Here is a 26,512-nt window from a genome sequence, read left to right as displayed (position 1 = left end):
GCCATGCTTGGGCAAGAAGTCGATTACTGCAAGCCGATATGGTATTGGAGCGACCAGTTCGATCTCAACATCCAGTTCTGCGGCCATATCCCGGTGCAGGCCGAGGTAACCCTACGCGGCGACCCGGCCAGCAATCAGTTTGCCGCCTTCTTCCAGTCGGGCGAGACGATCGAGGGTGTGCTGACAGTCAACCGCGCACCGGACATGGGCATCGGCAAGCGGCTGGTCGAGCGCCGGGCCAAGGCCCAGGCCGCGCAGCTGGCCGATGCCGATGTGTCGCTGCGCGACATCCTCAAGCAGGCCAGCTAAGCCAAGCAGTGGCGGGAATCAGCCGATCCCGCCACCAGCAACATAGAGCGTCTGGCCGGTGATGTAGGAGGCCTCGTCGGCCGCGAAGAAACAGATCGCGGCGGCAAGTTCCTCAGGCTCGCCGAAGCGGCCCAATGGGGTGTCGCGCAGGGTCTGTTCCATCACTTCGCCAAAGCCCTTGCGGTCTGCGTCCGAAGGCGGGGCGGTGTTGCGCGGGGTAACCCGGGTCACGTTGACCCCGCCCGGGGCCACGCAGTTGACCCGGATGCCGCAGTCCCCCAGCTCCAGCGAAAGTGCCGCGGTCAGCGCCGCCACACCGCCCTTGGCCGCCGCATAGGGCACCCGGTTTACCCCGCGGGTCGCTACCGATCCGATGTTGACGATCGAACCTCTGCCAGCCGCGCGCATGTACGGCAGCACGGCATGGCAGCACCACAGCGTCGGCCACAACGAACGGTTGATTTCGGCGACGATTTCGTCCGGAGTGTACTCCCAATAGGGCTTGGCCCAGATCGTGCCGCCGACATTGTGGACGGCGATGTCGATCCGTCCGAAGTTTTCGCTGACCGCCTGATAAAGGTCAACGGCTCCGGCCTGTTGCTCAAGGTCGTGGATGGCAGGGTGTGCGTCGACAGCTTCGGCCCTTAGTCGCGAAACCGCTTCCCGAGTCGCTTGCTCGGCCCGGTCGGCAACCACCACCGTCGCCCCTTCGCGACCCAAGCGCTGCGCGGCCGCAAGACCAATCCCCTGGGCTGCGCCCGTGACAACCGCGATCTTGCCTGCGAATCTGTCGCTTGCAACAGTCATTCTGAACTTCTCCCAGCCAAGTCCGCATTCCTGCGATACATTTGATCCTGCTCCCGCCGCACACCTTAATTCCGTATTCCGCACTTGCCAAGACCACGGGCAATGCATTACACAATGGCTAACAGTTGAATTCTGATTGGGAGATGGGTCGTGGCGCGTGCATTGCTGACTGCTGCTGATGTGAAGGGTGCCTGGGCGATTGTCCCGACCCCATCCAAGGAAGGCGCCTCCGATTGGCGCGCCACCGACACTGTCAATGTCGATGAGGCAGCCCGGATGGTCAACGGCCTGATCGAGGCCGGGGTCGATGGGATTCTCAGCATGGGTACACTGGGTGAGGCAGCGACCATGACGCTCGACGAAAAGCTGGTCTTCATGAAGACCATCGTCGATGCCGCCGCAGGCCGGGTTCCGGTGTTTGTCGGCACGACCTGCATCAACACCCGCGACACCATTGCGCTGACCCGCCAAGCGGTGGACATCGGTGCGACCGGGACCATGCTCGGCGTACCGATGTGGTGCGCCCCCAGTGTCGATACCGCGGTCCAGTTCTACAAGGATGTTGCCGAAGCGGTGCCCGATATCAACATCGCGATCTACGCCAACCCGGAAGCGTTCAAGTTCGATTTCCCGCGCACGTTCTGGGGCCAGGTCGCCGAAATTCCGCAGGTTGTCACCGCCAAGTACATCGGCGTCGGCACCCTGCTGCCCGATCTCGCGGCGATCAAGGGGCGGATCAAGCTGCTGCCGATCGACTTCGACTACTACGGCGCGGCGCGGATGGACGATTCGATCGATGCCTTCTGGACCAGCGGCGCTGTCTGCCACCCGCTGGTCAGCACCACCTTGCGCGACCTAGTCGTCCAGGCCCGCGCCAGCGGTGACTGGAGCAAGGCCAAGGCCTTCATGGGCCGTCTCGCGCCGACCGCAGCGCCACTATTCCCCAATGGCAGCTTCAAGGAATTTTCCACCTACAACATCCCGCTGGAAAAGGCGCGGATGACCGCCGGCGGCTGGATGAATGCCGGGCCGTGCCGTCCGCCCTATCACCTGTGCCCCGAAACCTATCTCGAAGGCGCGCGCACTTCGGGCCGGATGTGGGCCGAACTGGGCAAGGCGCTCGAGGCAGAGCGTTGAAATGAGCTGAATTGCCGCAATCAAACCCGTGGGAAAACGAGGATGGCTGAAACAACACTGACCTGGCCCAAGAACTATAATGAAGTTCCCAAGGCGGCCTTTACGCGGGCGGATCTCTACGCTGACGAGATCAAGCGGATTTTTCACGGCCCGGAATGGCACCCGATCGCGCATGAGAGCGAATTGCCCAATCCCGGTGATTTCAAGACGATGCGGATGGCCGGAATCCCGCTTTTGATCTCACGCGACGAGGCAGGCGTGGTGCGGGTGTTTTACAACGCCTGCTCGCACCGCAGCAATCAGCTCGAAACCGCGGTAATGGGCAACAAAACCGAGTTTGAGTGCCCCTATCACCGCTGGCTGTTCAACGCCAAGGGCGACCTGGTCGGCTGCCCCAACCCGCGCGAATTCCTGCCCGGCTTCGACAAGGCCGATTACCCCTTGGGGCAGCCGCGTTTCGAGCTCTTCTATGGCCTGATCTTCGTCACGTTTTCGGCCGAGACTGAGCCACTTGACGAGTTCCTCGGTGAAGCCGGTGAAACCCTGCGCGAACTGATGGCCGGCGACGGACGGCTGAAGCTGCTCGGCTATCAGAAGGTTCGCTACGACAGCAACTGGAAGGGCTACAACGACAACGACGGCTATCATGCCCCGTTGCTGCACGCGGCGTTCAAGATGCTCAACTGGCAGGGCGGCAAAGGGCGGCAATACACCTGCACTAAGCGTGGGCACGTGTGCTTCGAATCGGCGCTCTCGGTGGCCAGTGGCCCCAGTGTTCTCAAGGACAAGGAACTGATCGCGTTCAAGGGGCAGGACCCTTCGGTGGGGTCGCGGATCGTCCAGCTGTTCCCCACCTTCGTCTCGACTAAGCACCTCGATGTCATCAATCTGCGCTTCGCCACCCCGGTCGATGCAGAGACTACAGAAGTTCACTATGCCTATTTCGCCCACCAGGACGACGATGCGGACATGGTTCGCCACCGCTTGCGGCAAAGTTCTAACCTGCTGGGGCCTTGCGGGCTGATCAGCATGGAAGACGCCTCGATCTTCCACCGGATCCACATCGGCAGTCACACGCCAGGCCACGCTATCTTCCAGAAAGGCGTGCGCGATCCGGGCAAGCTGGAATCGGAGTTTCTGCAGAACGATGAAAGCGGCAATCTGCCCCGCTGGGAATATTACCGCTCGGCGATGGGTTTCGAGAGGGCAGAAGCATGACGGCCACCATTCCCGAGTTGGAAACAGCGATCGACCGATTGCTGCTGGCCGATGCCAACGCGCTTGACAGCAAGGACATGCCGGGCTGGCTCGAAAACTATGCCGAGGAAGACCAAGCATCCTATTATTGCCGCGCGGCTGAAAATACCGAGCACAACCTCGAGCTCGGATTCATGTTCGACGATTGCCGGGCACGGCTCGAAGATCGCGTCACCTATGTGAACGAGATCTGGGCCGGCACCTTTCAGGACTACCGCACCCGTCATTTCGTCCAGCGCGTCAGCCATCGCCAGGTCGATGCCCGAACGGTGGAAGTGGTTTCGAATTTCTCGGTGTTCATGACGCCGATGGATGTCGGCGTCACCCAAGTCCTAGCCGCCGGCCGCTATCTCGATACAATGCGACTGTCAGACGATGGTGGCGCCAAGTTGCTGTCCCGCCGCGCCGAACTCGATACTTCGGTTCTGCCGCGTTATCTGGTCTACCCGATCTGAGCTTCGCATGTCGGGCTTCGGATTCGACCGTGCGCTGGAGCCAAAAAAGGTAAGAAGACATGATAATCGACGCGCACGCACACCTGGTAGCTCCGTCATCGTTATACGCACACAGAAGCAATCTGATTGTTTCCGGGGGGCAGTACGGAAAGAACTATAGAGCGAAAGTAAGCGACGGCGATTTGCAGGAAAGCGCCGAACAGAACGTCAAGATCATGGATGCCGTGGGTACCGACGTCCAGCTGCTGTCGCCTCGGCCTTTCCTCACTCTGAACGGCACCGCCCGGTGGGAAGATATCGTCGATTGGACTTGCGACACCAACGACATGATCGCCCGCACCGTGAAAATGTTTCCCAATCGTTTTCGGGGGGTGGGAGCCCTGCCCCAACAGGCGGGCCGACCCGTCGAATCCCTGTTTGACGAAATCGAGCGGGTTGTTGATGACTTGGGCTTCGTCGGGATTTTGCTCAACCCTGATCCGAGCGAAGGCATGAACGGATCGCCCCCGCTGGGCGATCCCTATTGGTATCCGCTCTACCGGCGTCTGTGCGAACTGGATCTCCCGGCCCACATCCATTCCGGGCAATGTTGCAACGGTCGGGAATCCTACGATGAGCACTTCATCGCCGAGGAGGGGCTTGCGATTACCTCGGTCTACCGGGCTAACGTGTTTGATCGCTTCCCCGATCTGAAACTCATGATCAGCCATGGTGGCGGCCCGATCCCCTACCAGATCGGACGCTGGCGTTCGCATCGCGAGATGGCACGGGCGCAGGGACGGATTGCTGCGGATGCCCCGTCGTTTGACGAAATTCTACGAAAATTCTGGTTCGACACCGTCTTGCACAATCCCGATTCGCTCGATCTGTTGGTGAAAACAGTGGGATATGACCGTTGCTGTTTCGGCACCGAAAGGCCTGGCTCGGGCGACGGAATCGACCCTCTCACCAGGCGGCACTACGACGATCTCAAGCCGGTGATCGAAGGTCTCACTTCACTCGACGACGAAGCGCGGGCATGCATTTTTGAACACAATGCCCGGAAGCTGTTCACACGTCTCGATGTTTAATCCCGGGCGAACCGGCGCGGACCGGTCCGATCGGCCATCGCGATGGCCCAACCTGGTTCACGAAGGAGTGGCGAACAGTGCGACACAGCATTCAAGTAGATGGCTTCCACCATTCCGGTAATCCGATCCCGGCCGCAAGTCGGGTCGGCAGCCTCGTCGCCACCGGAGGCGTTTATGGGCTGGATCCCGAAACAGGGATCGTCGCGGAGACCGCGGAGGACCAGGTACGGCTTACATTCTGGCAATTGGGCCGCATTCTGGAAAAGGCGGGCGGCAGCTTCGACGATGTCGCGAAGATGACCTTCTATGTTGCCTCGGCCGATCTCAAGCCCCTGATCAACAAGTACTGGCTGATGGAATTCACGGACGAGCAATCAAGGCCAGCCAGACACACACTGATGTACAATTCATTGCCTGGAGATATCGTGATCCAGTGCGATGCACTGGCGTTTGTTTCCAGCTATGAGTGAAGACGATGCACCAACCGACGATCAGTCGATTGCGGATCGCCTCGGTTCGTTCGACACTTGCACGATATCCGATGCACTCGATACTCTTGGGCTAACGGGCGCCGTAATCGGTCTGGCTCCGCTCACCATCCCTGGTCGTCGGATTGCCGGAGAGGCCGTAACCGTCAAGCTCGGGCCGCCGCTTGCCGGATTGCCCAAACGCCACCTGTGCGCGGCCGCCGTGATGTCGGCCCGCAATGGCGAAGTCATCGTGATAGAACACCGTGGCCGGGCCGATGTTTCCGGATGGGGCGGACTGCTCAGCAGAGGCGCGATCAAGTACGGCCTGGCCGGGGTGATAATCGATGGTGCCTGCCGCGACGTCGACGAGAGCAGGGAACTGGGGCTGCCCATTTTCGGGCGCAATGCGGTTCCGGTAACTGCACGAGGCCGGATTGCGGAGCACGCCTGGGATTGCCCGGTCACGATCGGGACCGTGGTCGTCAAACCGGGTGACTGGGTTGTCGCGGATGGCAGCGGAGTGGTTTTCGTCGATCCGAACCGTCTGAATGACGTCCTGCGGGAAGCTGAGAGGATCAGCGCACGCGAAGCGGCGATGGCGCTGGCGATCGAAGCGGGTTCGCCACTCGATCAAGTCCTTGGGGCTAATTACGAAGACTTGCTGAACGGTGCGGAGAGCAATCATGGATGAAGCGAAGGTTGTGGAACGTCTGAACACCGTCGGGGTCACGGCGCTCTCCGACGCGCTGGACAGGCTGGAAATTGCAGGCCAGTTGATCGGCCTTGCTCCGGTTGCTCGCGGCATGAAATTTTCCGGACGGGCTTTTACGATCCGGATGTTGCCGGTCGGCCTTACCGGTGGGAGCGTCGGCGACTATATCGACGAAGTGCCACCTGGCGCGGTGGTCGCCATCGACAATGGCGGCATCTTGAACCAGACCGTCTGGGGCGACATTCTGACCTATGTGGCTCATACCAAAGGTATTGCGGCGACCGTGATCGACGGCGCATGCCGCGACAGCGACCGCTGCGTCGCGCTTAACTATCCCGTTTTCTCGCGCTGCGTGACAATGCGCACCGCCAAGGATCGCGCCACCGCGGTTGCCAACAACGATCCAATCCAGCTGGCAGGAGTGCGTGTCGAACCCGGTGACTGGCTGGTAGGAGATTCAGATGGCGTGGTTGCCATCCCTGCCCCCCATCTAGAGGAGGTTCTTGCAATCGCAGAGCAAATAGAGGTCGCCGAGAAAGCAATATTGGCTGCCGTGGATAGCGGAAAGCGCCTGGAAGAGGCACGTAAGGCATTTGGCTATCATAGTTTGCAAACCGGTATGGGTAGGACCTGCGCATGAACCGTTCTCGAAAACGGCATCTGGCCTATGGAATGCGATAAGGCACCCATTAGCGCGAATGACACCAGGTTATAGGCAACGGGGGCGCTTCCAGATCATCAATTGACAAGAATGCAGCGATTAGGTTGAATCCACGTGCGCATTCCCAACTAGACTGCACGCCACCCGGAAAGGCGTGTCGTGATTTTGACTTACGCAAAAATAGTCGCAGTCGCTGCGATGGTCTTCGTTGCCCCTGCGAAGGCAAGGGAAGTGGATTTGTCTCGCTTCGCTCCTTCTGCCATTGCGGCCAGTGGCGGAGATGGTCCTGTCGAGGTTGCGCTACGCGCTCATTTGCAAGGTATCAGCCAACCTGTCTATATAATTGATAAAATTGGCAAAGGAGCCAGCGCAAGCCAGAACCCGCTGTCTTGTCCTGGGAATGGTTACCTCCAGACATGGTGGTTGCCGGCCGAGGTGGAGAAACGCCGAGCAACGTACTTTGAAGCGATGTCGCAAATCGCCTGCGAGAATGGCCTGCCCGCCAGCTTGCTGGATGCAGTTGTTGCCCAAGAGTCAGGATACAAGGCTTGGGCAATCAGCAGGGCCGGCGCAATGGGAATGATGCAGGTTATGCCCGGAACCGCCAGGCATCTGGAGCTATGGAACCCTTGGGACGCCTTGGCGAACATGCGCGCGGGCGCGCGATATCTTCGCCAGCAACTTGATCGTTTTGAACGCGTCGATCTCGCCCTGGCCGCCTACAATGCCGGACCAGAGCGCCGCTCCCTCACGCTGGGCTATATCCCAGCGATCCCCGAAACCCGCAATTACGTGCGAACCATCACAACCAACTGGCTCCGCCTTACCCAGCTCAATCGTCCAGATTCCAGCTCTCTTGCGCGAGCGACAGCAGCCAGCACAGCCGTCTGGGCATCAGGCTACCGCGAGGTTTCATTGGTCACCTACGACGGGACGAATTCCGCAAACCCGATATAGTGCGCATAGAGGATCGCAATGGCCAGAATGCACGGAAATCCGCAGAGGTAGCTGAGCTGAAAATGCAGCCATACCTTCGGGAACCACAGCCACCACCGCAGCCCCGAACCGGACGGCGGCGCGATCGTGCCCGCGCGGATATCGAAGATCGTTTTCAGCAGAGCGCAGCCTGAGCAAATCCCGGCCAAGAGGCCGACGGCCGCATAGAGCTGGGTCCACGCGGCGATGGTGTCGGGCCGCATGGAGGGCCGATCAAGCCTGTAGCGTCTGGTTGTTCTGCATGACCCGCTCCTGATGCGAGAGCAGCAGATCGTAGGCTCGCCGCGCCGCTTCGTGGATCACGGCCGGGCGCAGATCGACCTCGATCGAGCCGCGCCGACAGGTCAGGACCTCGAGATAGAAGCTCTTGAGGCTCTCGGTCGCCAGAAAGACCGATTGCTCGATGTAGGCCCGCGGATCGTGAAGCAGTGCCACGCAGAATTTCGCGCGAACATGATCCATCCCAAGCTCGCTGAAGATGCGATCTCGCAAGTCGTCGGAGAGCGGGTTGGTTTGCTTGAGGATCTTGTGCAGCTTCGGCCGCGAAATCTGCATCCGGTCAGCAAGGTGAGCCGGCAGAATGCCTTGTCGTACCAGCTCGTCGTTTATGAGTTGCTTGTACTGTTCCTGCTCGCCCTCGCGCGGTCCAGGACTGGCAAAAGCGAAGACGGGTTCACTGCCCGGTGGACTGCTCGGCTTGAAGACCGTCTCGGGCGTCAAGTTCCTGTGAGGCATTATCCATCCCTCCCAAGGCAAAAGGTCTATGGGATGGCATAACCTGTCAAGAGTCTTAAGAAGCGCGCAACTTGCCGCGTGGAAAATACCTAGAGCAGATTGTATTTTACCGCGAGGTATACCGCGAACGGCACGAGGATCTTGTCCAATCCCGGCTTTTCGCTGATTTCCTTCACCTTGGCGCGGACCGCATCGTAATCTCCGGACCACTCCGGGCCGACCTCGAGAAAGATCCGGATGTCCCCGCCGATCGCGTAATCCGCGAGGAAATCTTCGAGTTCCTGCTTCGATATCCCGTGGGATTTGAGGCGCAAGCAGGCGGCTTGGACAGTCATCCGCATCGTCTGAAACCGGCGGGATTCCTTGGAATAGGCCGCCATCGCATCGACCAGCAGGTCGAAGCACTGCTCGCTTACGAAGATGCGGACGTTGCGCGTTCCTGCGGCCATGGGTGGATATTCCGGTGCATGTGTCGGCAGGCACAATGGCTCCAAATTGTAAATTTGGCGAATCCGGGCCGGTGGAAGTGATTCGGGAAGGCCAATTCCTTGTTCGGCAATCACAATTCCCGATGCAGCAAACCGGATTGCGGAAAACGGAAACTTCAGTTCCCGATCCGGCAATTCCCATTCCCAAATTCGGAAACATAAGGTGCCTCCAAGTCCGCCTTGAGGAAATCATCCGATTCGTTTCCGGGCCGTAACGGACCTTTAATTGCTCCAGGCAGCGCCCCTCTGTTCATTCTGAAGGCCGTGACAATCACGGCGTTTGGAAAGGACATGGCAACATGAAACTCACGATGAAAGGGAAGGGGGCAAGCCTCCTCCAGGGGGCCGCAGTGGTCGCGGTCGCTGGCCTCTTCGGCAGCGAAGTGGCGATGGCGGGCGCCGACACCACGTTCAACACCGCGCTCACCAGCTTCACCGGCTTCCTTGAAGGTTCGGGCGGCAAGATCATCACCGTGCTGAGCCTCGCCGGCGGCATCGTCGGTCTCGCCTCGGGCCGGTTCAGCCTCGGCCAGGTCGCCATTCCCGTGGGGGTCGGCGTCGGAGCCGGCACGGGCGTGCCCATCGTCACCGCCGCGGTCACCGCGACGATCTGATCCAACCAGTCGTCCGCGCATGGCCGCAGGGCTTTGCGTGGGCGGACAAGAGGGTGGTGTCGTTCATGAATCGCTACACGGTTCCCGCGCATCTCGATGATCCGGAGCTGATCGGGTTTTGGACACTCGATGAGTTTCTCGCGATGATCGTTCCCTTCGCCTGGGGCATCCTGTCTCAACATATTTTCATCGGTCTATGTTCAAGCGTGCTGGCCTGGTGGGGATTGCGCAAGTTGAAGGCGGGACGAGCCGTCTCGTGGATCATTCATTCGGCCTACTGGTACCTGCCGGGTGCCTTTATGGGGCTGAGAGCGACGCCGCCCTCCCATCTTCGCCTGATGGCGGGCTGAGGACGGCACCGACATGGACCTCTCGATTTCTCACGGCCAGGCGCAGCGGCTCTTAAAGCAGCGCAACCTCCTCGCGATCACCGCGACCGGGCTGTTTGCCCTGAGCGTGGTGTTGACGTTCACCGCCGCGCACCGCGACCGCGAAGTGGTGCTGCAGCCGGTGCTGGCGAAGCCGCTGACGCTGTCCTCGAGCCACATCGACAAGGATTACCTTGAGCTCGTCACGCGCGATGCCGCGCTGCTGACACTCAACCGCTCGCCGTCCAACCTGCAGTACTGGATGGATTCGATCCTGGCGATCACCGATCCCAGAACCCACGGCCGGATGAAGGCCGAACTGATGAAGATCTTCAACGAGCAGAACGGCTCGAATGTCTCGCAGTTCTTCACGATCGAGAACCTCTCTGTCGATCCCGAGGCACTGACCAGCGAGGTCAACGGCGTGCTGCACACGGTGGTCGGCTCCAAGGAGGTGACCTCCGAAGCCCGGACCTTCCGCTACGTGTGGAGCTACTCGGGCGTCAGCCTCAAGCTCGCCGGGTTCGGGCGCGTGACCAAGGATCCGTCGGGCAAGGTCATCGACGCCAAGGGCGCGGGCAGCGCGCAATCAGACAATAGCGACGGGGGAGAGGCGTGATGGCCGAACTGGGTTGGGGCGCGATCGGGGTGGGCAGCGTGCTCGCCGGACGGCCCTATGCAATCAATGGCCGCCCGGTTGGCGCCGCGCTCATCTGCTTCGGTGCGCTGTGCCTTGCCGCACCCGCCATGGCCGACCAGAGCATTCCCGCTGCTGACAATGGTACGGTCGCCTGTGTCGCCTCGGCGAAGGACCTCACCCGGATCAGCCTTGCGGGAGACCAGTTCGCCTCGGTCTCGAAGATCAGCACCGGCAACCCGGCCGAGGACTTCAAGATCGTCAACGAGCCCGTGCGCGGGGACATCTACATTTCGGTGCCCGATGGCTTCACCAAGCCCAACCTCTCGTTCTTCGGCACGACCCGAAAGGGCTACGTCTACAAGTTCCTCTGCCAGGTCCGCGGCAACGACGCCGAGCAGGTCTTCGTCACCAACACGGCGATCAAGACCGAGGCCGCGCGCGATTGGGAAGTGCGCTCTTCGCCCGAGGATGCCGCCGTGCGCCTCGCGCAAGCCATGTATCGCAGCGAGACCATCGAAGGCTTCGAGATCAGGCAAAGCGTGCTCGAGCCGGTCGCGGTCGGCAAGCTCGAGGTCCAGCAGGTCGGCGAATACCGCGGCGCTGACCTCAAGGGACTGATCCTCAAGGTCCGCAACACCGGCGCAAAGCCGCTCACTCTCGATGAGAACCTGCTCGCCGCGCGCGGCAGCGTCGCCTTCATGACCCCGGTGAGCGAGCTCGCGCCCGGCCAGGCGGCCGCTGTCTACCTCATCCAATCGAATGGAGGCCAGTGATGGACTGGAAGAACCCGTTCCGCAAAGGCCCCAAGGCGCTCGACGGTCCCGCAACCCACCCTGGAAGTGGTGACGCCTCGCCGCTCGGCGATGCAATCGTGGCCAATGAGGCGGTCAGGAAGAAGCAGATGCTGCTGCTCGGCGCTGGCGGTCTTGCCGCGCTTGTCATCGGCTCCTCGTGGATCTTCGCCGGCGATCACAAGAGCAGCGACGCCAGCGTCAAGCGGCAGGTCGCCGACGTCTCGGTCGACGAGATGGTCAACAAGAACATGGCCGAGAAGGAGTGGCGTGCCCAGTCCGAGGCGCAGATGATGTCGATGGACACCAACATGCGCGCGCTCGCTGCCCGTGCGCAGCGGGCCGACCAGTTGGAAGCGCAGCTGGCCCAGGGTCAGGCAGCGCAGAGCACGTCAGGCGGCGGGATATCTCCCGACACCGAGCGGGTGCTTTCCGCCTACCAGAACGAGAATGAGCAGTTGAAGGCAGCGCTCGCAGCCGCGCGCCAGTCGCCGGTCATGGGTGCCGGCGCGACACCGGTCGGACCCAACGCGCTTTACGGGCGGACCAGCCCACCGAGCTACCAGACCGCGCCCAGCACGCCTGCCGGGCAAGCCGCAATGGCCGCGGCGGGACTCCCGGCAGGGCGCGGGAGCGAGGTCAGCCTGGTCTCGTTCAACGAGGGCGCAAGCGGAACCGGAAGCCCGGTCCCCAAGGGCAACACTGTCTTCACCGACAGCGCCAATTACCTGCCGCCGAACTCGATCGCGGTCGCCAAGGTCATAGTCGGGGTCGATGCGGCCGCCGGCGTCCAGAGTCAGACCGATCCCCTGCCGGTCGTGCTGCGCATCACCGGCCCTGCGCGCTCGGTCTACGACAACGGGCGGCTGCTCACGACCAATATCGCCGGATGCCTGGTCAACGGCGCGGCGCGCGGCGACCTCTCGAGCGAGAAGGTCTACGTCAAGCTGCAGCGCATGACCTGCCCGCAGCCCAATGGCCGTTACGCGGTCTCGGACGTCAAGGGCTTCATCGCCTTCGGCGGCAAGACCGGGGTCAGGGGGAGGGTGGTCAGCCGGGAAGGTTCGCTGATCGGCCAGGCCTTCCTTGCCGGTCTCGCCGGCGGCTTTGGCCGCGGCTTTGCCGCCAACACCAATTCGACGCTCACCGGAACAAACGTCAACGTCAATGGGCAGCGCCAGAAGCTCGGCACCGGCGACATCCTCGAGGGCGGGCTCGGCGAAGGCATCGCCACCTCGGGCGACATGGTCAGCAAGTACCTGATCGAGCGGGCCGAACAGTACCAGCCCGTGATCGAGATGCCGACCGGGATCGATGTCGAAATCGTGTTTCTCGAAGGCGTGTTCATCAACGGGTGAGGAGGGTGCAATGAAGCTGAAGTCCTTGAAGTCATTCCATCTGGCGCGGCCCCGCCTTGGCCAGGTCCTGATGCCGCTCGCCGCGATCGCGCTCGGTAGTGGCGGCTCGCTGGTCTGGGCGAACGCCGGCACCGGTGATGCCGCAACTGCCCAACATGCCCCAAGCGAGGCGGACCAGGCGGTGACCGCGCTCCTGAAGCAGCGCCTGCCGCGCACCCAGGTCTCCCGCGTCAATTGCCAGGTGGTCGATGGGGTCTGCGAAGTGACCGCAGGCTCGCAGCTGTTCTACGTCGACAAGACCGCGCGATATCTCCTGATCGGGCGGGTCTACGACATGCAGACCCGCCAGGACCTGACTGCGGTCCGGCTGCTCGAGGTCAACCCCGATCTCCTCGTCGGCGGCGCTGCGGGGAGCAAGCAGGAAGCCCAGGAAGTCGAGACCCCACGCCGCGGCGTCAGCACGCCGGCGGCGAGCGGTGCCCCCCGGATGATGTCGCTCGCCGCACTGCCCGAGGCGGGCGGCATTGTCTGGGGAGCAAACTCGGGGCCGACCGTGACCGTGTTCAGCGATTTTCGCTGCGGCTACTGCCGGGCGCTCTCGGGCGTCCTCGAAAACATGAACGTGCGGGTGATCGAGCGGCCGATCTCGGTGCTCGGCAGCCGCGATCTTGCCAACCAGGTGTTCTGCGCGCGCGATCGCCGCAAGGCGGTCAAAGCCGCCTATGCCGGGGCGCCGATAACAGACACGCGCGCCTGCGACACCTCGCCGCTCGATGCCAACGAGGCCTTCGCGCGCCAGCAGGGCCTTGCCGGAACCCCGGTCATCGTCCGCTCGGACGGCGCGGTGATCGAAGGCTTCCGCCCGCGCGAAGTGCTCGAGCAGTGGCTGAAGGGCGCCAAGTCGTGACCGCGCTCAGCTCCAAGCATCTTGCGAGCCTCACGCGCGCAGTCGCGCGGCGCTCTTGTGGGCGAGTCTCGCTGCCGCGGGTGGAGCTCAGCCGCGCCGAAGCAATCCAGCTGTGGCAGGATCTCGTCCTTGCCACTGCGGTTCCGCGAGGCGTGCTGCTCACGCCTCGCGAACAGGCATTGCTGGGCAAGCGCGCGTGGGCGCGCTCGGCGGGCCATGTCGCGCTTGGTGAGGCTCCGCTGTCGCGCCAATCGGGCCTCGCCATCTGGCGGCTCGCGATCCGGCTTGGGGATCTTGCGGCGCGGCGATCGCCAAACCCCGTCACCCGGGCTGCAAGCATCGCGGCCATCGGACTCGCGGCTACCCAGCTCGCCGCCTGCACCTCGCTGTTCGGCGGCAACATCAAGGGCAGCTTTGCCTGCAGCGCACCAGGCGGGACCTGCGCGCCTTCGACGGTGATCGACGACCAGGCGCTGTCGGTGATCCAGAATGCCCGGCCGATGACCCCGGCAGGGCCGTACATCCGCCAGCCCGCCGCCGCCAAGCCGGTTACTGCGTCGTACACGCCGTCGGGTTCGGGCCGCATCACCTCGGCCGGCGGCGGCATGGTCCACCGCGAGCGCCGCGTGCTCAAGGTGGTGTTCCCCTCTTTCGTCGATGGTGGTGGCAATCTCCACGAACCGCGGATCATCCACGCAGTGGTCGACAACGGCGCCTGGATGGAGCTGTCCTCGGGCGAGCCCAATATCGGCGAGCAGGTCGAGGGCAGGGCAGTTAGCCTCGCGAGCGCGGCATTCGTGCCGGCACCGGTACCCGTCGCCCCGATCGCCCAGGACGCTGGGTCACCCACTCCCAAAGCAATAGATGCCGCGCCTTCCGGGCCGCCGCGCCCCGAGGCCGTTGCGGCGGCGCGCGCCAAGGGTGCCGCGCTCCAGTCGGGCAATGCGATCGAGGCGATTCAGGCTCAGGTGCAGGCGCGTCTCGCGCCCACTGCGAAAGCGCACGTCCCGGCAGCAGCGGTACGTGCGGCGCCCAGTAGTGCGGTGCCGACCCCAGCTCCGGCTTCCGCCTCGGCGGTCAGCGCCGCTCCGGCGGCGACCAAGCCCGCCAATGGCCCCGCCGCCTTTCCGGCCAAGGTCGAGGAGTAAGCGACGATGGCCTCGCACGGGTTCTGGGACCGGTTCCTCGATATGCTGTTCGGCGAAAGCGCGCATCCGGAGGCGGAGCGCCCGGTGCTCGGCGCGCCGATGCTGTCGAACTGGCTGCCCTATCGAAGCTACGACAAGAAGCACGGCCTGTTCATCAACACGGACTCGCTCGGGTTCATTCTCGAGCTGGCCCCGATGATGGGCGCAGACGAGCGCAGCGGCGAGCTGCTGACCCAGTTTCTGTCGGACGCCGTGCCCTCGGGCTGCGAGATCCAGCTGATCCACTGGCAGAGTCCCTCGGTTGGCGAACGCATCGCTGATTGGGTGATGCCGCGCGTGGTCGCCAAGGGGGTCTATGGCCGCGCGGCGATGCACCGGGCGCGCTGGCTGCGCCGCGCCGCCTGGATGTCGATCTCGCGCGACGCACCGTTTTACCTGCGCAACACCCGGGTGATCCTCTCGGTCGGTGCCCGGCTCAGTGGCCCGATCGGGGCCGACACGCTCGCCTCGGTGCGCGACAGTCTTCACGGGACGCTGCAGTCGCTCTCGATCCCGGCCCGCGACATGGGACCGGTCGAACTGATCGCCTTCCTCGACGATTTTCTCTGCCCGGCGGTCGATAACGCCGACAAGCCCGAACACTATTCCGAGCTCGATCCGATCAACGTCCAGTGCGTGCGGCGCGATCTCGAAACCCAGGTCACCCCTGACCGGATCGTGCTCCAGACCGAGCGCTTCCGCCCCACTGGCGAGCGCCAGGACGGCGCGCCGGTGATCGGCGAGGTCGTGCCCGACAAGTTCGACTGGCGCTTCTTCTCGGTGCGCAACCTCCCCAAACAATGGGCGCCGTGGGACGTCCAGAAAATCATCGGCGACGTCATCAACGACAAGCTGCGCTTCGGCTGCAACGTCATGACCGTGCTCGGGCTCGTCTACCAGGACGAGGAAGCGGTCGCCTCGCGCGCGGGCCTCAAGGTCATGCGCACCACCAGCCTTGCCGACAGCCGCTCGGCGCGCTTCCTGCCCCAGCTCTCCGAGCAGCGCGACGAATGGCAATACGTTCAGGCCGAGATCCGCCAGGGCCGCAAGCTCGCGCAGGTCTACTACGGCGTCGGCGCGCTCTCGCCCTTGGGCAAGGGCGACATCAACGAGCGCATGGTGAAGTCGGTCTACAAGGCCTGCGGGTGGGACCTCATCGACGAGCGCTACCTCCAGGTGATGGGGCTGCTCGCAGCGATGCCGCTGTCGCTCCCCAATGGGCTCTCGGCTGACCTGAAGCGCATGAAGCGCTTCAAGACCATGCTCACCACCACCGCGGCCTCGATCGCGCCGCTCCAGGGCGAGCACACCGGCGGGCACATCCCGCACGTTCTGCTCATCGGCCGGCGCGGGCAGCCGTTCTTCTGGTCGCCGTTCCAGAACGCGGCGGGCAATCACAACGTCGCCGTTTTCGGCAAGTCGGGCTCGGGCAAGTCGGTATTCCTGCAGGACGTCTGTGCCGCGATGTCCGGCGCGGGGGCCAAGGTCATCGTGATCGATGACGGCCGCTCGTTCGAGCACATGGTCAAAGCCTTCGGCGGCGCTTTCGTCGAGTTCAAGCTATCCTCTGGCTTCTCGCTCAATCCCTTCGACATGATCGACGGCGAGGCGCTAGCGAGCGACGAGGACGGCGAGGACTATGAGGTCGAATGCCTCGCGATGCTCAAATCGATCGTCGGCCAGATGGCGCGCCAGCAGGACCGCTTGTCCGACACCGAGCGCGGGCTGATCGATTCCGCGGTGAGCACGGTCTGGCGCGAGAAACAGCGCCATGGGACGATTGACGATGTTGCCGCGGCGCTGCGCGCGCTGCCTTCGCCCTATGCCGGCGATCTTGCCGATGCGATGTCGCCGTTCCTAAAAGGCGGCACCTATGGCCGCTTTTTCGAAGGCGCCTGCTCGATCGACCTCTCGGCCGGGCTCACCGTGTTCGAGCTCTCCGACCTCTCCTCGAAGCCCGAACTGCGCTCGGTCGCGCTGACCGCGCTCATGTTCCTGACACTTCGGGTGATGCGCGATCTCGACCGCTCGGTGCCCAAGCTGACGATGATCGACGAAGCCTGGCAACTCCTTGGCGGCGGGCAGATGGGCCAGGCGATCGAGACCTATGCCCGCACCTGCCGCAAATATGGCGGCTCGCTGATCACAGCGACCCAGTCGCTCAACGACTTCTACAAGTCGGAAGGTTCGCTCGCCGCACTCGAAAACTCGGACTGGTCGATCGTCCTCCAGCAGAAGGAAGAGACGATCAACGATCTCGCCAAGCACCAGCGCTTCGAGATGGACCATTACACGGAAAGCCTGCTCCGCTCGCTGAAGCGCAACGGGACCGAGTATTCCGACGTCCTGATCAAAGGCCCCGAGACGCTTGCTGTAGGGCGCCTTGTGCTCGATCCCTATTCGGCGACGCTCTATTCCTCGAGCCCCCGGGTCTTTTCCGAGATCGAGGACAAGGTGCGCGGCGGCCTGGCGCTCCCCGATGCGATCGAGCGGGTGGCCTTCCCCGATTTCGTGCCGCCCGAGCCCGGCGCGCCCGACTTTGCCGAGGGCGAGCTTGCGGAGGCGGCCGAATGACGCCCACCTTGGCCCCAACCGCGCCATCGCGCGCTCCATCCCGCCTGGCGGACGGCTGCTACGTCGCGCTGCGCTTGACAGGCTGGCTCGCAGTCACGCTCGGCTGTGTTGCTGCCCTCTGGCTGCTGTTCTTCGCCGCGCTCGGGAACTTCAGCTTTTCCGGGACCGTGCTCCAGCTCGACAATTTCGCCTCGCGCTACGTCGCGGCCGATGCCGCACGGCAGGACAGATTCCGCCTGTTCTTCTGGCTGGCGAGCGCCGTGCTGTTCGCCGCGCTCGCCTTCTTCCGCCGCCATTCGCTTGGCGATCTGAGCCCGGCGGCAAACCCCACTTGCAAGGAGAGAGATCATGGCAGGTAAGCCCCGTGTCGCCGCAACAGGCGGCGAGAACGCAGCGCCCGGTCCGCTGTTCGAGGCCGATGTGGCAGCGGCGCCCGCGAGCCCGCCGCAGCGTGCGCGCCTCGGTGCGGCCCCGGTCGCGCTCGTGGCCGCCCTTGTTGCGGCGGGCCTGTGGGGCGCATGGGTGACCAAGAGCGTGCTCGGCGGGCCTAAGACACCGGCGATCGCCAAGGTCCAGCTTTCTGGGATCGTCGGCGAATATGTCCAGGCGCAGGCGCGCTCGGCGACCCCGCCCGAGCAGGTCACCACCGAGACCCGCGCGTTCATGAGCGAGATCCAGCGTAATCTCGAACGGCGCGGCGCGGCAGGCCAGATCGTGCTGGTCGGCGAAGCGGTCGTCGCCGGCAATGTCCCCGACATCACTGCCGACGTGCGCCGCGAGGTCTATGCCCGCGTGCGGATGCCGCAGCAGGCGGCGGCGAGCAGCACCGATGTCATGGGCGCGATGCGTGCCGCTATGTCGGGTTCGGGGCCGGGACCGGCGCCGCAGGCTGGAGTTCTCGGGGGTCAGGGCAATGCCCCCGCAAAATGAAACACACCCTGAGCCCCCGGCGGCGAGCGGCAGTCATGCCAAGCGCTGGCTGGCGATTGGCGCGCTTGCGGCGTGCCTCGCGGCGAGTTCCTTGCTCGCGAGCTGGCGCGATGAACATGCGATCCTGATCAACACCACCCAGTCGCTCCCCAACTGGGCGTTCTGGATTGACAAGCACCGCGTGCCTGAGCGCGGCGACTTCGTGGTCTTCAAGGCGCCGCAGACCCCGCTCATCACCGCGCATTTCGGCAAGGTGGCCCCGCCCTTTGCCAAGCGGGTCTATGGCATGCCGGGCGACGTGGTCAGCCGCGAGGGCGCCGTCGTGCGGATCAATGGCGCCGAGGTTGCGCGCCTCAAGCCGGCGAGCTCGCGCGGTGAAAAGCTCGAGCCTGGTCCGACCGGGCGGATCCCCGAACACTGCTACTATCTCGGCACCGCGCACAAGGACGGGCTCGACAGCCGCTATGCCGATATCGGGTTCGTCTGTTCCGGGACGATCATCGGCACCGGGGACTCGTTGCTGTGAGGCCCTTCGCCGCCCTGATCGCCGCAAGCGGCCTTGCCCTGCTGGTCGGTTGGCCGGGCATCTCGGGCCTGCGTGCTGCCGACTATGGGCAGATGGGTCAGACCTTTCCGATCATCGAGACCGATCTTCTCACCACGATCGAGACGCGGCTGAGGACGCTCGAGGCCAATGGCGGGATCGAGCGCATGCAGCGCCAGATGCAGGAACAAGCGGTCGCCAGCGTGCGCCGTCCCAAGCCGGTCGATGGCATGACCCCCGCAAGCGTCAAGCGCGAATGGCTGTTCGATCCCTCGATCGTCACGGAAGACGACATCGTCGATGCCAAGGGCAACCTGATCGCCGCGCGCGGCACCCGGGTCAATCCGCTCGACATGGTGCAATTGAGCCAGGCGCTGGTCTTCGTCGATGGTGACAATGCGGCCGAGCTGGCCTGGGCGGTGAAAACCTGGAGCGATGCGCGGGCCAAGATCATCTTTGTCTCGGGCTCGCCGTTCGATGCGATGAAGCCTTGGCAGCGGCGCTTCTACTTCGACCAGGGCGGCACGCTCACCGCCAAGTTCGGCATCCGCCACACCCCCGCCGTGGTCTCGGCAGCGGGCGCAAATCTCAAGATCAGCGAAGTGCCGCTACCGCCCGCGGCAGCCGCGCCCGCACGCGCACCCGTTCTCTCTGGCGGAGGCAAGGTGTCATGACCCACTCGCTCATCGACTTCCTCAAGACACCGATGGCCGCTCCCGAAACGGCGCGCCTTCGTCACATGCGGCGCTGGTGGATGGCCCTGTGCTGGGCGCTGGCGCTCGCCGTCTTGCTGCTCCCGCTCCTCAAAGCGCTGTTCGGGCTCTGGGGTGCAGGTCCTGCGCTGACCCTCGCCCTCGCCGCGCCGGTCCACGGCGTCGCCTACTTCCGCGCCAAACTGCGGGCGGATGAGGCCTTCGCCCAAGGAGCTCGGCCATGACGCGGCTCGGCCGGAAATTCGCCGCCTTGCTCGCGGCGCTGGCGCTCGCCTTTGCGGTATCGGCGCCCGCGCGCGCCGATACCGCCACCTGCCACGGCAAGTTCATCAACCCGATCACCGACGTGTGCTGGTCGTGCCTGTTCCCACTGTCGATCGGCGGGCTCTCGATCTGGAAGGGCTCGCGCCCCGACCCCAAGAATCCCTCGTTTCCCTTGTGCGCCTGCGGTTCGCCGATCCCGCGCATTGGTATCTCGGTGGGCTTTTGGGAGCCGGTGCGGCTTGTCGACGTCACCAACAAGGCCTGGTGCTTTCCCAACCTTGGCGGAATCCGCCTCAACCCCGGCTTCGCCATCGGCAATGGCCATGTCCAGGGCCGCAGCCAGATCGGCGGCAAGGCGCAGAACAGCTCGCAGTGGCAGTCGCACTACTACGTCTACCCGCTGCTCTACTGGATGGAGATCCTGACCGACTTCCTTTGCTTCGAGCAGACCACCTTCGATGTTGCCTATGTCACCGAGATTGACCCGCTCTGGCAGGATTCCGCGCTCACCTCGATCATCAATCCGGAAGTCGCGCTGTTCTCGAACCCGATCGCGACCGCGGCGTGTGCGGCCGACTGTGTCGCGGCGACCGCCAAGCTGCCGATCGACCAGATGTTCTGGTGCGCGGGCTGCAACGGCGGGATGTACCCGCTGAACGGCCACGTCGCCGCGCATGTCACCCCGATCCAGGCCTCGCGGCTCGTCGCCGAACGCATGCTCTACAAGATGCACCGCGAGGCGCTCGCCTGGGGGACGATGGGTTCGAAGGCGCTGTGCCACAAGTACCTGATGCCGGTGATGAGGAAGCAGCAATACCGGCTGCAGATGACCAACCCGATCTCGACAGTGAAGGGCCGCTACGCCTGCGCGCCGATCGGCGCGACCACCATCATTCCCCAGACCGGCAAGGGCTACCCCGTCAAGGGTGAGGACTTTGGCTACCTCGTCTGGCGCAAGCGCAACTGCTGCATGCTGTGAGGACGCCCATGACCTTCGCGCGCACCTTGCTTAAACCCCACCTCGCAGGAATCGCTGGCTTCCTCGCGCTTACGGCTGTCTCGGCAGCGCTCGCGCAAACGCTAGACGGCATCGACCTCAAGGCCATCAAGGACCGGGCAACCGAGGCGACAGCCGATGCCCAGACCTTGGTCGATGCGGTTGCCGGCAAGGGCGAGGCGCACCGCGCCGAGGCCGAGACCTTGCGCGAACAAGGCCTCGCTTCCGTCGCTTCGATCGATCCCGCGAGCCTTCCCAAGGGCCCGGATGGCGCGGTCGACTTCGACGAACTGCTCGCCGGCGCCGCGGCCAATACCCGCGCGCCGATGGGCGAGGGGCCGATGTTCATGGTCTTTGCCAGCTTGTCGATGCCTGGGGCCTCGCTCACCCGGCTGATCGCCGACACGACCAAGGCCGGCGGCGTGGTGGTGTTCCGCGGCTTTCCCGGAGGCAGCACAAAAGCCTTTGCCGAGGGCCTCAAGCGCGTTGTGACCGACGAGGGCCAAGAAGCCCATCTCGCGATCGACCCGCGCCTGTTCCGCGCCTTCAAGGTCGAGGCTGCGCCGACCTTCGTCGCCGCGGGCCGCGAGTACGAGCTCTGCGACGGGCTCGACTGCACCAGCGCCACTCCCGACCACGACCGGCTCACCGGCAATGTCACAGTCGAGTTCGCGCTCGAGAGTTTTGCAGGTGGCCGCGGGCCCGGCGCCGGCGTCGCGCGCATCGCGCTCGCCCAGCTCAACAAGGGTCATTGAGATGCGCGCGCCGCGCCTTGCTGGATTTGCGCTTGCCGGGATGGTGCTGCTCGCCGCGGCCGGCGCACAAGGACAGGTCTACATCCCCCCGCCCGACGATCTGGTCGAGCCGCAACCGCCGCTCCCGCCCGCGATTGATCCCGGCGTGCCCGCTCCCGCCCCGCCGCCTCCTTCCGCGCCTGCCACCATGACCGTGGACGAGGCCAAGGCCGAGGCTCGGGCGACCGGATCGAGCGTGCGCGGCGCCTACCAGGGGATCACCGATGCCCCGGGTGCGGCCGGGCAGATACCGGGGTATCAGGCGGAATATCCCGGACTCACCCAGTATTACGACAATCCCGGCAACATGTACGCCGATGGGGCGGCGGCCGGCGTGAATAGCAATGCCTACCGCACCGCCAATTCGACCACGCGGCCGACCGTCGATGTCACCCGCGCCGACCTGTCCCGCGCCAACACCGTGACCGACGATCCCAATGCCTACTTGTCTGGCATGAGCGCGGACGGGTCGACCGGCAATTGCGTCCCGCTGCCGCCGAGTCCGGGGACCACCAACACTGCCGAATGGACCTGCAATGTCGGCTCGAGCGTGGTCGAACAGCCCAAGACCTGCACCCGCAGTCTCACCGTCGCGCCATGGAACGAGACGCTCTACCAGTACCTCTGCGTCACGGCCCCTGGCTTTCCGGGCTGCGCCTCGCTTGAGGGCAACGCCCTGTGCCGCAAGACCGGGACCTTCCCTGTTCCCGACTATAACCTCACGGTCGACTACTACGACTGCGACGCAGGCGTCAGTGATCCCAACGTCTACCTCATGGGCACGGTGGCCAAACCGCCGCCGGCGGACGCCTTCCAGGTCGTGAGCAACGTCTATCGCTGCAACAACGAAGGGATCACCGATGCGCTGACCTTTGATCCCGTGACGGGTTTTCCCGTCCAATATGTGAGCGGGCTTCAGCAGTGCGGGGCGATATCGGCGGAGCCGAGCTGTACCCAAACCACCGCCTCCGCGGCAGGCCTCACCGACCGCCAGCTCTGCAAGACCTGGGATTTCATCGGCGATCCGTTCGGGGGAGGGGGCTACCTCACTTGCCTTGAGCCCGCTTCGCTAGAAGCGGTCTATTCGTGCAGCACCAATGTCGCCGGCATCGTGCCCGAAAGCTCGGTATCGAAGTGGTTCACCCAAGTCTGGACCGACAATGCCTGCTCGGTCGATCTTGGCACCTGCACCCTCGCTGCCGAGACCTGCACTGCCCCCAATGAAACCCGCCTGATCGATGGCGTGCCGGTCACGCGGGCCTGCTGGGAGACGGCGAAGACCTACCAGTGCCAGACCGTGGTGGGCGGCGGCAACGACTGCGGCAAGCTCGATGCAACCCCCGGCTGCATGTTCGACCACGAGACCTGTCTCGACGATCCGCCCAGCGGAGATGGTTCGTGCAAGGTCGCCGAGCGTGTCTACAAGTGCCCGATCCCGGGATCGACGAGCCAGCCTGCGCAGTACATCTGCGGGGACGACGTCTACTGCGTCAATGGCGACTGCGAGCCGATCGTTCGCGAGGCCTCCGACGAGTTCAAGGACGCGGTCGTGGCGCTGAACGCGCTCGGACAGGCCAATTCCGAGTTCGACGAAAGCACGCTGACGCTGTTCAAGGGCACCGCCGAGAGTTGTGCGCACAAGGTCTTCGGTCTCGCCAACTGCTGCTCGGGGAAGGGCGTCCCGCTCCTCGTTCCGCTGCTGTGCAGCCCGGCCGAGGTGCTGCTCGATCAGAAGGACGATGCAGGGCTCTGCCACAAGATTGGCACTTACTGCTCGTCGAGCTTCCTTGGCATCTGTCTTTCCAAGCGCGATGTCTATTGCTGCTTCCTCTCGAAGATCAGTCGGATCCTCCAGGAGCAGGGCCGGCCCCAGATCGGCAAGACATGGGGAACGCCGAAGAAGCCCGTCTGCGACGGCTTCACCATTTTCGAGTTCCAGCAGCTCGACCTCTCGGTGATGGATTTTTCCGAAATCTACGCGGAGTTCGTCGATGCGGCGAAGCTCCCCGACGAAGCCGCCACGCTCATCGAAATCCAGGCAAAGATCGAGGCCTATTATGCCGCGCACAAGCCCTGAGCCCGCCACGAATCCTGTGCCCGAAAGCGGCGCGCGCGTGGTCGCGTTCGGGGCCTACGCCGCAGCCCCCGATCTGACCGTGCTGGAGTTCTGCGTCGGCATGGCGCTCGCTCGCAAGGGGCCGCTGACCGCGCGCGGGATCGCTGCCGAAATCTCGGCCTGGTTCGACCACCCGGTTCGCGCGCGCAGCCTCAGCGCGCAGCTCGATGCCATCGTCCGGCGGGGATGGGCGCGACTTGAGGCCGGAACCTACACGATCGCCGATGCCGGGAGCGAGGCGCTGTCCGGCTTCTACTGCGCGCTTGTACGCCTGCTCGATGGCGGCCGCCGGCTGCTCGACCTCGGCGTCTTCATGTCACTGATCAAGGAATTCGAGAGGAGCGGATCATGAACCACCGCCAATGCATTGCCCTGCTTGCCGCCTCCAGCGTCGCGCTTACCGGGACCGCACCGCTGCGCGCCTCCGAGGGCGACGGTGTCGAGGTGCGGCAGTCCGAGGACGCGCTCTACTGCAAGGAGAGGAAGCTCGGCACCTGGTTCTACTGCGAGAAGCCCAAGGAGGAGCCGCGCAAAGCTGCTGCTGCGCAGCCACCAGCGCGCGAGCGACTGGCCGCAATCGGGACCCAGCTTGAAGAACTGAAGGCGCGCGCGATCCTCGAGCCGAGCCCGGAGAACGTCACCGCCTATGTCCGCTTCCAGCGCGAACAGCTCGACCGCTCCTCGATGTTCGCCGACGTCTGGCAGCGCGCGCTGTGGCAGGATCCCGGGCTCGACTACACGCTGCAGCGCCCGGTCTCGACGCTCGGCAAGCGCGCCTGGATCGACGAGCGCAAGACCGACCGCGACCGGGTCATGGCCAATCTCTCGCAGCGCTACGGGGTGTTCTACTTCTTCGCCTCGAGCTGCGGCGCCTGCGACATCTTCTCGCCGATCCTCAAAGCCGTCTCGGACAAGTACGGCCTCGCGGTGCTCGCGGTCTCCACCGATGGCGGACCTTCCTCGACCTTCCCCGGCTACATGGTCGACAGCGGGCAATACGAGAAGCTCGGGCTTGGCACCGACCGCCAGGTGCCCGCGCTGGTGCTGTTCGATTCAGTCACCAAGCAGCCGATGCCGATCGGCTACGGAATCCTCAGCCAGGACGAGATCATGGACCGCGTCTTCCAGCTGACGCAGGTCAAGGTGGGGAGCGACTACTGATGCGCGCCCGTCGCTTCGCCCGCCGCCTCCATGGAGCCTCGCGCCGCGCACTTGGCACAGTCCTCGGTGCCGCGGTTCTGCTCGCTTCGCCCACACCCGCCTCGGCCGGGGTCGAAGGCGAGATGCAGAGCTTCATGTCCGACATGGGCGTCCAGGCCAATGTCACCGGTCCCAGCGCCTACCAGGGCCAGTCGGCGGGCTATTATTCGATGGGCTCGGTCTGGTCGCGCTTCCCGCAAAAGAACATCCAGCCCTTCAACCTCCAGTTGCCCCACGCGCGCGCCGGGTGCGGCGGCATCGACCTCTTTGCCGGGTCGTTCTCGTTCATCAACACCGCCGAACTTGTCGCCATGCTGAAAGCGACCGCGAACAACGCGCTCGGCTTTGCCTTCAAACTCGCGATCGACACGATCTCGCCCGAGATCGGCAAGGTCATGGATGAGCTGGCGCAGAAGGTTCAGCAGATGAACCAGATGAACATCTCGTCCTGCGAGACCGCGCAGGCGCTGGTCGGCGGCCTCTGGCCGAAGAGCGATACGGCGAGTTCGGTCATCTGCGAGGCGATCGCCAACAGTCAGGGCGCGGTCTCCGACTGGGCCCGCGCGCGCCAGCAGTGCAACAACGGCGGCCAGCGCGAAGCCTTGAAAAGCGCCAATTCCGACCCGGACATGAAGGAACAGGCCGGGATGCCCAACAATTACACCTGGGCGGCATTGGGCAAGAAATACGGTGGGTTCGACACCCAGTTCCGCGAGTTCCTGATGACCCTCGTCGGGACCGTGATCTACGATCCGGCCGGTAATGGCGGCAAGCCGAGGGTCCAGTTCATCGGCCCGGCCGACCCGGCGCTGATCAGCGCCATGCTCGACGGCACCTCTTCCACCCCGCACAAATACTGGAGCTGCGGCGGCGATAGCGCCAAGTGCATGGCGCCGAGCGAGATCGACATGGTGATCGGGCCTAATGCAGCGATCAAGGCGCGGGTGCGCACGCTGATCGAGAGCATGGCCTTGAAAGTGCGCGATCCCGGCGCCTCGTTGACCCCGGCCGAGATCCAGCTCCTCGGCATGGCGAGCGTGCCGGTCTACAAGATCATCACCGTGAGCGCAGCGGCCGAGTTCGGCATCTCCGCGCAGGAGATCAACGACCTTTCCGAAATAGTCGCGGTCGATCTCGTCACCACCATGACCATGCGGTTCATCGACATGGCAGTGAACGCGCGTTCGGACTTCAACGGGGCTGATGCGGATAGCTTACGCGAATGGCGCGAGGGGCTTTACGAGACCCGGCGCAATTTCCTCGGGATCGCGGCGCGCACCTCGCAGCGCTTCGACCAGACCTTTGCGCTGATCCAGCGCACGCAGATGCTCGAAAAGACCCTGCGTACCCAGCTCTCGCCCCAGATGTCGGCCGCGCTGCGCTTTTCGCGCACGCTCGGCAGCCAGGTCCAGTAAGGG

General features: G+C 64.1%; 32 protein-coding genes. 28 read left to right on the top strand and 4 right to left on the bottom strand.

Translation table 11 applies throughout. The features are described from left to right. Nucleotides 1–3: 3 nt before the first annotated feature. The gene (locus HHL27_RS22945; protein WP_420874071.1) at nt 4–309 is read left to right on the top strand and encodes an oxidoreductase C-terminal domain-containing protein; all 306 of its coding nucleotides are present in this window, start codon (nt 4–6) and stop codon (nt 307–309) included. A gap of 18 nt (nt 310–327) precedes the next feature. On the opposite strand, the gene HHL27_RS15245 is transcribed toward HHL27_RS22945, so the two are convergent. Then, nucleotides 328–1,116, bottom strand: a complete 789-nt coding sequence (locus tag HHL27_RS15245; RefSeq protein WP_169494269.1) for a 1,6-dihydroxycyclohexa-2,4-diene-1-carboxylate dehydrogenase — start codon at nt 1,114–1,116, stop codon at nt 328–330. 150 nt (nt 1,117–1,266) lie between these two features. Between HHL27_RS15245 and HHL27_RS15240 the strand changes: the two genes are divergently transcribed. The 8 genes from HHL27_RS15240 to HHL27_RS15205 all read left to right on the top strand — a co-directional run bounded on the left by HHL27_RS15240 (nt 1,267) and on the right by HHL27_RS15205 (nt 7,835). Continuing rightward, nucleotides 1,267–2,253: a dihydrodipicolinate synthase family protein gene (locus tag HHL27_RS15240; RefSeq protein ID WP_169494268.1), complete on the top strand. Its 987-nt coding sequence runs from the start codon at nt 1,267–1,269 to the stop codon at nt 2,251–2,253. A 42-nt stretch (nt 2,254–2,295) separates the two neighbouring features. Continuing rightward, nucleotides 2,296–3,471: an aromatic ring-hydroxylating oxygenase subunit alpha gene (locus HHL27_RS15235; RefSeq protein WP_010890997.1), complete on the top strand. Its 1,176-nt coding sequence runs from the start codon at nt 2,296–2,298 to the stop codon at nt 3,469–3,471. Further along, nucleotides 3,468–3,965 carry an aromatic-ring-hydroxylating dioxygenase subunit beta gene (locus HHL27_RS15230; RefSeq protein WP_010890996.1) on the top strand — a complete coding sequence of 166 codons (498 nt, stop codon included), beginning with the start codon at nt 3,468–3,470 and terminating at the stop codon, nt 3,963–3,965. Before HHL27_RS15235 ends, HHL27_RS15230 begins: the two co-directional genes overlap by 4 nt. Nucleotides 3,966–4,024: 59 nt before the next feature. Continuing rightward, nucleotides 4,025–5,035 (top strand): amidohydrolase family protein, encoded by a 1,011-nt coding sequence (locus HHL27_RS15225; protein WP_010890995.1) that lies wholly within the window; start codon nt 4,025–4,027, stop codon nt 5,033–5,035. Between the two features lie 77 nt (nt 5,036–5,112). Further along, nucleotides 5,113–5,505 (top strand): Rid family hydrolase, encoded by a 393-nt coding sequence (locus HHL27_RS15220; protein WP_169494267.1) that lies wholly within the window; start codon nt 5,113–5,115, stop codon nt 5,503–5,505. Next, a complete protein-coding gene (locus tag HHL27_RS15215) occupies nt 5,498–6,196 on the top strand; it encodes an RraA family protein (RefSeq protein WP_010890993.1) in 699 nt (232 codons plus the stop codon). Before HHL27_RS15220 ends, HHL27_RS15215 begins: the two co-directional genes overlap by 8 nt. Further along, on the top strand, nt 6,189–6,857 hold the full coding sequence (locus HHL27_RS15210; RefSeq protein WP_010890992.1) for an RraA family protein: 669 nt from the start codon (nt 6,189–6,191) through the stop codon (nt 6,855–6,857). The genes HHL27_RS15215 and HHL27_RS15210 overlap by 8 nt, the downstream gene beginning before the upstream one ends. Before the next feature lie 180 nt (nt 6,858–7,037). Further along, nucleotides 7,038–7,835: a lytic transglycosylase domain-containing protein gene (locus HHL27_RS15205; protein WP_010890991.1), complete on the top strand. Its 798-nt coding sequence runs from the start codon at nt 7,038–7,040 to the stop codon at nt 7,833–7,835. Here HHL27_RS15205 and HHL27_RS15200 read toward each other — a convergent pair. From HHL27_RS15200 to HHL27_RS15190, 3 genes are all read right to left on the bottom strand, one after another. After that, nucleotides 7,802–8,077 carry a hypothetical protein gene (locus tag HHL27_RS15200; protein WP_010890990.1) on the bottom strand — a complete coding sequence of 92 codons (276 nt, stop codon included), beginning with the start codon at nt 8,075–8,077 and terminating at the stop codon, nt 7,802–7,804. The genes HHL27_RS15205 and HHL27_RS15200 overlap by 34 nt on opposite strands. 10 nt (nt 8,078–8,087) lie before the next feature. Further along, nucleotides 8,088–8,594 (bottom strand): hypothetical protein, encoded by a 507-nt coding sequence (locus HHL27_RS15195; RefSeq protein WP_232730282.1) that lies wholly within the window; start codon nt 8,592–8,594, stop codon nt 8,088–8,090. Nucleotides 8,595–8,698: 104 nt separating this feature from the next. After that, nucleotides 8,699–9,232, bottom strand: a complete 534-nt coding sequence (locus HHL27_RS15190; protein ID WP_010890989.1) for a hypothetical protein — start codon at nt 9,230–9,232, stop codon at nt 8,699–8,701. Between the two features lie 164 nt (nt 9,233–9,396). Between HHL27_RS15190 and HHL27_RS15185 the strand changes: the two genes are divergently transcribed. From HHL27_RS15185 to HHL27_RS15095, 19 genes are all read left to right on the top strand, one after another. Then, on the top strand, nt 9,397–9,711 hold the full coding sequence (locus HHL27_RS15185) for a hypothetical protein (protein WP_010890987.1): 315 nt from the start codon (nt 9,397–9,399) through the stop codon (nt 9,709–9,711). A gap of 65 nt (nt 9,712–9,776) precedes the next feature. Then, nucleotides 9,777–10,061: a type IV conjugative transfer system protein TraL gene (traL, locus tag HHL27_RS15180; protein WP_010890986.1), complete on the top strand. Its 285-nt coding sequence runs from the start codon at nt 9,777–9,779 to the stop codon at nt 10,059–10,061. A gap of 13 nt (nt 10,062–10,074) precedes the next feature. Next, nucleotides 10,075–10,698: a type IV conjugative transfer system protein TraE gene (locus HHL27_RS15175; protein WP_010890985.1), complete on the top strand. Its 624-nt coding sequence runs from the start codon at nt 10,075–10,077 to the stop codon at nt 10,696–10,698. Further along, nucleotides 10,698–11,492 (top strand): type-F conjugative transfer system secretin TraK, encoded by a 795-nt coding sequence (locus HHL27_RS15170; protein ID WP_010890984.1) that lies wholly within the window; start codon nt 10,698–10,700, stop codon nt 11,490–11,492. The genes HHL27_RS15175 and HHL27_RS15170 overlap by 1 nt, the downstream gene beginning before the upstream one ends. Next, nucleotides 11,492–12,868, top strand: coding sequence for a TraB/VirB10 family protein (locus tag HHL27_RS15165; protein WP_010890983.1), 1,377 nt, complete (start codon nt 11,492–11,494; stop codon nt 12,866–12,868). The genes HHL27_RS15170 and HHL27_RS15165 overlap by 1 nt, the downstream gene beginning before the upstream one ends. 10 nt (nt 12,869–12,878) lie before the next feature. Beyond that, the gene (locus HHL27_RS15160; protein ID WP_010890982.1) at nt 12,879–13,775 is read left to right on the top strand and encodes a DsbC family protein; all 897 of its coding nucleotides are present in this window, start codon (nt 12,879–12,881) and stop codon (nt 13,773–13,775) included. Beyond that, the gene (locus HHL27_RS15155) at nt 13,772–14,923 is read left to right on the top strand and encodes a hypothetical protein (protein ID WP_011906601.1); all 1,152 of its coding nucleotides are present in this window, start codon (nt 13,772–13,774) and stop codon (nt 14,921–14,923) included. Before HHL27_RS15160 ends, HHL27_RS15155 begins: the two co-directional genes overlap by 4 nt. A gap of 6 nt (nt 14,924–14,929) precedes the next feature. Then, the gene (gene traC / locus HHL27_RS15150; protein ID WP_011906602.1) at nt 14,930–17,536 is read left to right on the top strand and encodes a type IV secretion system protein TraC; all 2,607 of its coding nucleotides are present in this window, start codon (nt 14,930–14,932) and stop codon (nt 17,534–17,536) included. Continuing rightward, on the top strand, nt 17,533–17,895 hold the full coding sequence (locus HHL27_RS15145; RefSeq protein WP_010890979.1) for a hypothetical protein: 363 nt from the start codon (nt 17,533–17,535) through the stop codon (nt 17,893–17,895). Before traC ends, HHL27_RS15145 begins: the two co-directional genes overlap by 4 nt. After that, nucleotides 17,885–18,466 (top strand): type-F conjugative transfer system protein TrbI, encoded by a 582-nt coding sequence (locus HHL27_RS15140; RefSeq protein WP_011906603.1) that lies wholly within the window; start codon nt 17,885–17,887, stop codon nt 18,464–18,466. The genes HHL27_RS15145 and HHL27_RS15140 overlap by 11 nt, the downstream gene beginning before the upstream one ends. Next, nucleotides 18,450–18,992: a S26 family signal peptidase gene (locus HHL27_RS15135; protein ID WP_011906604.1), complete on the top strand. Its 543-nt coding sequence runs from the start codon at nt 18,450–18,452 to the stop codon at nt 18,990–18,992. The genes HHL27_RS15140 and HHL27_RS15135 overlap by 17 nt, the downstream gene beginning before the upstream one ends. Then, nucleotides 18,989–19,684: a type-F conjugative transfer system protein TraW gene (gene traW, locus HHL27_RS15130; RefSeq protein WP_010890977.1), complete on the top strand. Its 696-nt coding sequence runs from the start codon at nt 18,989–18,991 to the stop codon at nt 19,682–19,684. Before HHL27_RS15135 ends, traW begins: the two co-directional genes overlap by 4 nt. Continuing rightward, complete coding sequence (locus tag HHL27_RS15125; RefSeq protein ID WP_010890976.1) at nt 19,681–19,947, top strand: hypothetical protein; 267 nt, start codon at nt 19,681–19,683, stop codon at nt 19,945–19,947. Before traW ends, HHL27_RS15125 begins: the two co-directional genes overlap by 4 nt. After that, nucleotides 19,944–20,966 carry a conjugal transfer pilus assembly protein TraU gene (traU, locus tag HHL27_RS15120; RefSeq protein ID WP_010890975.1) on the top strand — a complete coding sequence of 341 codons (1,023 nt, stop codon included), beginning with the start codon at nt 19,944–19,946 and terminating at the stop codon, nt 20,964–20,966. The genes HHL27_RS15125 and traU overlap by 4 nt, the downstream gene beginning before the upstream one ends. Nucleotides 20,967–20,974: 8 nt before the next feature. Next, on the top strand, nt 20,975–21,739 hold the full coding sequence (gene trbC / locus HHL27_RS15115; RefSeq protein WP_010890974.1) for a type-F conjugative transfer system pilin assembly protein TrbC: 765 nt from the start codon (nt 20,975–20,977) through the stop codon (nt 21,737–21,739). Between the two features lies 1 nt (nt 21,740). Beyond that, nucleotides 21,741–23,855, top strand: a complete 2,115-nt coding sequence (gene traN / locus HHL27_RS15110; RefSeq protein WP_010890973.1) for a conjugal transfer protein TraN — start codon at nt 21,741–21,743, stop codon at nt 23,853–23,855. After that, the gene (locus tag HHL27_RS15105) at nt 23,836–24,246 is read left to right on the top strand and encodes a hypothetical protein (protein WP_010890972.1); all 411 of its coding nucleotides are present in this window, start codon (nt 23,836–23,838) and stop codon (nt 24,244–24,246) included. Before traN ends, HHL27_RS15105 begins: the two co-directional genes overlap by 20 nt. Beyond that, nucleotides 24,243–25,055, top strand: coding sequence for a thioredoxin family protein (locus HHL27_RS15100; RefSeq protein ID WP_010890971.1), 813 nt, complete (start codon nt 24,243–24,245; stop codon nt 25,053–25,055). Before HHL27_RS15105 ends, HHL27_RS15100 begins: the two co-directional genes overlap by 4 nt. Further along, the gene (locus tag HHL27_RS15095; RefSeq protein ID WP_010890970.1) at nt 25,055–26,509 is read left to right on the top strand and encodes a conjugal transfer protein TraH; all 1,455 of its coding nucleotides are present in this window, start codon (nt 25,055–25,057) and stop codon (nt 26,507–26,509) included. The genes HHL27_RS15100 and HHL27_RS15095 overlap by 1 nt, the downstream gene beginning before the upstream one ends. Nucleotides 26,510–26,512 lie beyond the last annotated feature (3 nt).

The sequence above is a fragment of the Novosphingobium olei genome, assembly GCF_012927405.1.
In the GTDB taxonomy this organism is placed as follows: Bacteria; Pseudomonadota; Alphaproteobacteria; order Sphingomonadales; family Sphingomonadaceae; genus Novosphingobium; species Novosphingobium olei.
Note: the sequence above shows the minus strand (reverse complement) of the source record. Positions and strands in the feature narration are given on the sequence as shown.

Bases quoted from the DNA above. Each gene is read 5' to 3' on its own strand.
- HHL27_RS15095 (WP_010890970.1), top strand. From the start codon at position 25,055: ATGCGCGCCCGTCGCTTCGCCCGCCGCCTCCATGGAGCCTCGCGCCGC.
- HHL27_RS22945 (WP_420874071.1), top strand. From the start codon at position 4: ATGCTTGGGCAAGAAGTCGATTACTGCAAGCCGATATGGTATTGGAGC.
- HHL27_RS15230 (WP_010890996.1), top strand. From the start codon at position 3,468: ATGACGGCCACCATTCCCGAGTTGGAAACAGCGATCGACCGATTGCTG.
- HHL27_RS15200 (WP_010890990.1), bottom strand. From the start codon at position 8,077: ATGCGGCCCGACACCATCGCCGCGTGGACCCAGCTCTATGCGGCCGTC.
- traC (WP_011906602.1), top strand. From the start codon at position 14,930: ATGGCCTCGCACGGGTTCTGGGACCGGTTCCTCGATATGCTGTTCGGC.
- HHL27_RS15165 (WP_010890983.1), top strand. From the start codon at position 11,492: ATGGACTGGAAGAACCCGTTCCGCAAAGGCCCCAAGGCGCTCGACGGT.
- HHL27_RS15145 (WP_010890979.1), top strand. From the start codon at position 17,533: ATGACGCCCACCTTGGCCCCAACCGCGCCATCGCGCGCTCCATCCCGC.
- HHL27_RS15135 (WP_011906604.1), top strand. From the start codon at position 18,450: ATGCCCCCGCAAAATGAAACACACCCTGAGCCCCCGGCGGCGAGCGGC.
- HHL27_RS15225 (WP_010890995.1), top strand. From the start codon at position 4,025: ATGATAATCGACGCGCACGCACACCTGGTAGCTCCGTCATCGTTATAC.
- traL (WP_010890986.1), top strand. From the start codon at position 9,777: ATGAATCGCTACACGGTTCCCGCGCATCTCGATGATCCGGAGCTGATC.
- HHL27_RS15160 (WP_010890982.1), top strand. From the start codon at position 12,879: ATGAAGCTGAAGTCCTTGAAGTCATTCCATCTGGCGCGGCCCCGCCTT.
- HHL27_RS15185 (WP_010890987.1), top strand. From the start codon at position 9,397: ATGAAACTCACGATGAAAGGGAAGGGGGCAAGCCTCCTCCAGGGGGCC.
- HHL27_RS15245 (WP_169494269.1), bottom strand. From the start codon at position 1,116: ATGACTGTTGCAAGCGACAGATTCGCAGGCAAGATCGCGGTTGTCACG.
- HHL27_RS15100 (WP_010890971.1), top strand. From the start codon at position 24,243: ATGAACCACCGCCAATGCATTGCCCTGCTTGCCGCCTCCAGCGTCGCG.
- HHL27_RS15105 (WP_010890972.1), top strand. From the start codon at position 23,836: ATGCCGCGCACAAGCCCTGAGCCCGCCACGAATCCTGTGCCCGAAAGC.
- HHL27_RS15235 (WP_010890997.1), top strand. From the start codon at position 2,296: ATGGCTGAAACAACACTGACCTGGCCCAAGAACTATAATGAAGTTCCC.
- trbC (WP_010890974.1), top strand. From the start codon at position 20,975: ATGACCTTCGCGCGCACCTTGCTTAAACCCCACCTCGCAGGAATCGCT.
- HHL27_RS15140 (WP_011906603.1), top strand. From the start codon at position 17,885: ATGGCAGGTAAGCCCCGTGTCGCCGCAACAGGCGGCGAGAACGCAGCG.
- HHL27_RS15215 (WP_010890993.1), top strand. From the start codon at position 5,498: ATGAGTGAAGACGATGCACCAACCGACGATCAGTCGATTGCGGATCGC.
- HHL27_RS15175 (WP_010890985.1), top strand. From the start codon at position 10,075: ATGGACCTCTCGATTTCTCACGGCCAGGCGCAGCGGCTCTTAAAGCAG.
- HHL27_RS15210 (WP_010890992.1), top strand. From the start codon at position 6,189: ATGGATGAAGCGAAGGTTGTGGAACGTCTGAACACCGTCGGGGTCACG.
- HHL27_RS15170 (WP_010890984.1), top strand. From the start codon at position 10,698: ATGGCCGAACTGGGTTGGGGCGCGATCGGGGTGGGCAGCGTGCTCGCC.
- traU (WP_010890975.1), top strand. From the start codon at position 19,944: ATGACGCGGCTCGGCCGGAAATTCGCCGCCTTGCTCGCGGCGCTGGCG.
- HHL27_RS15125 (WP_010890976.1), top strand. From the start codon at position 19,681: ATGACCCACTCGCTCATCGACTTCCTCAAGACACCGATGGCCGCTCCC.
- traN (WP_010890973.1), top strand. From the start codon at position 21,741: ATGCGCGCGCCGCGCCTTGCTGGATTTGCGCTTGCCGGGATGGTGCTG.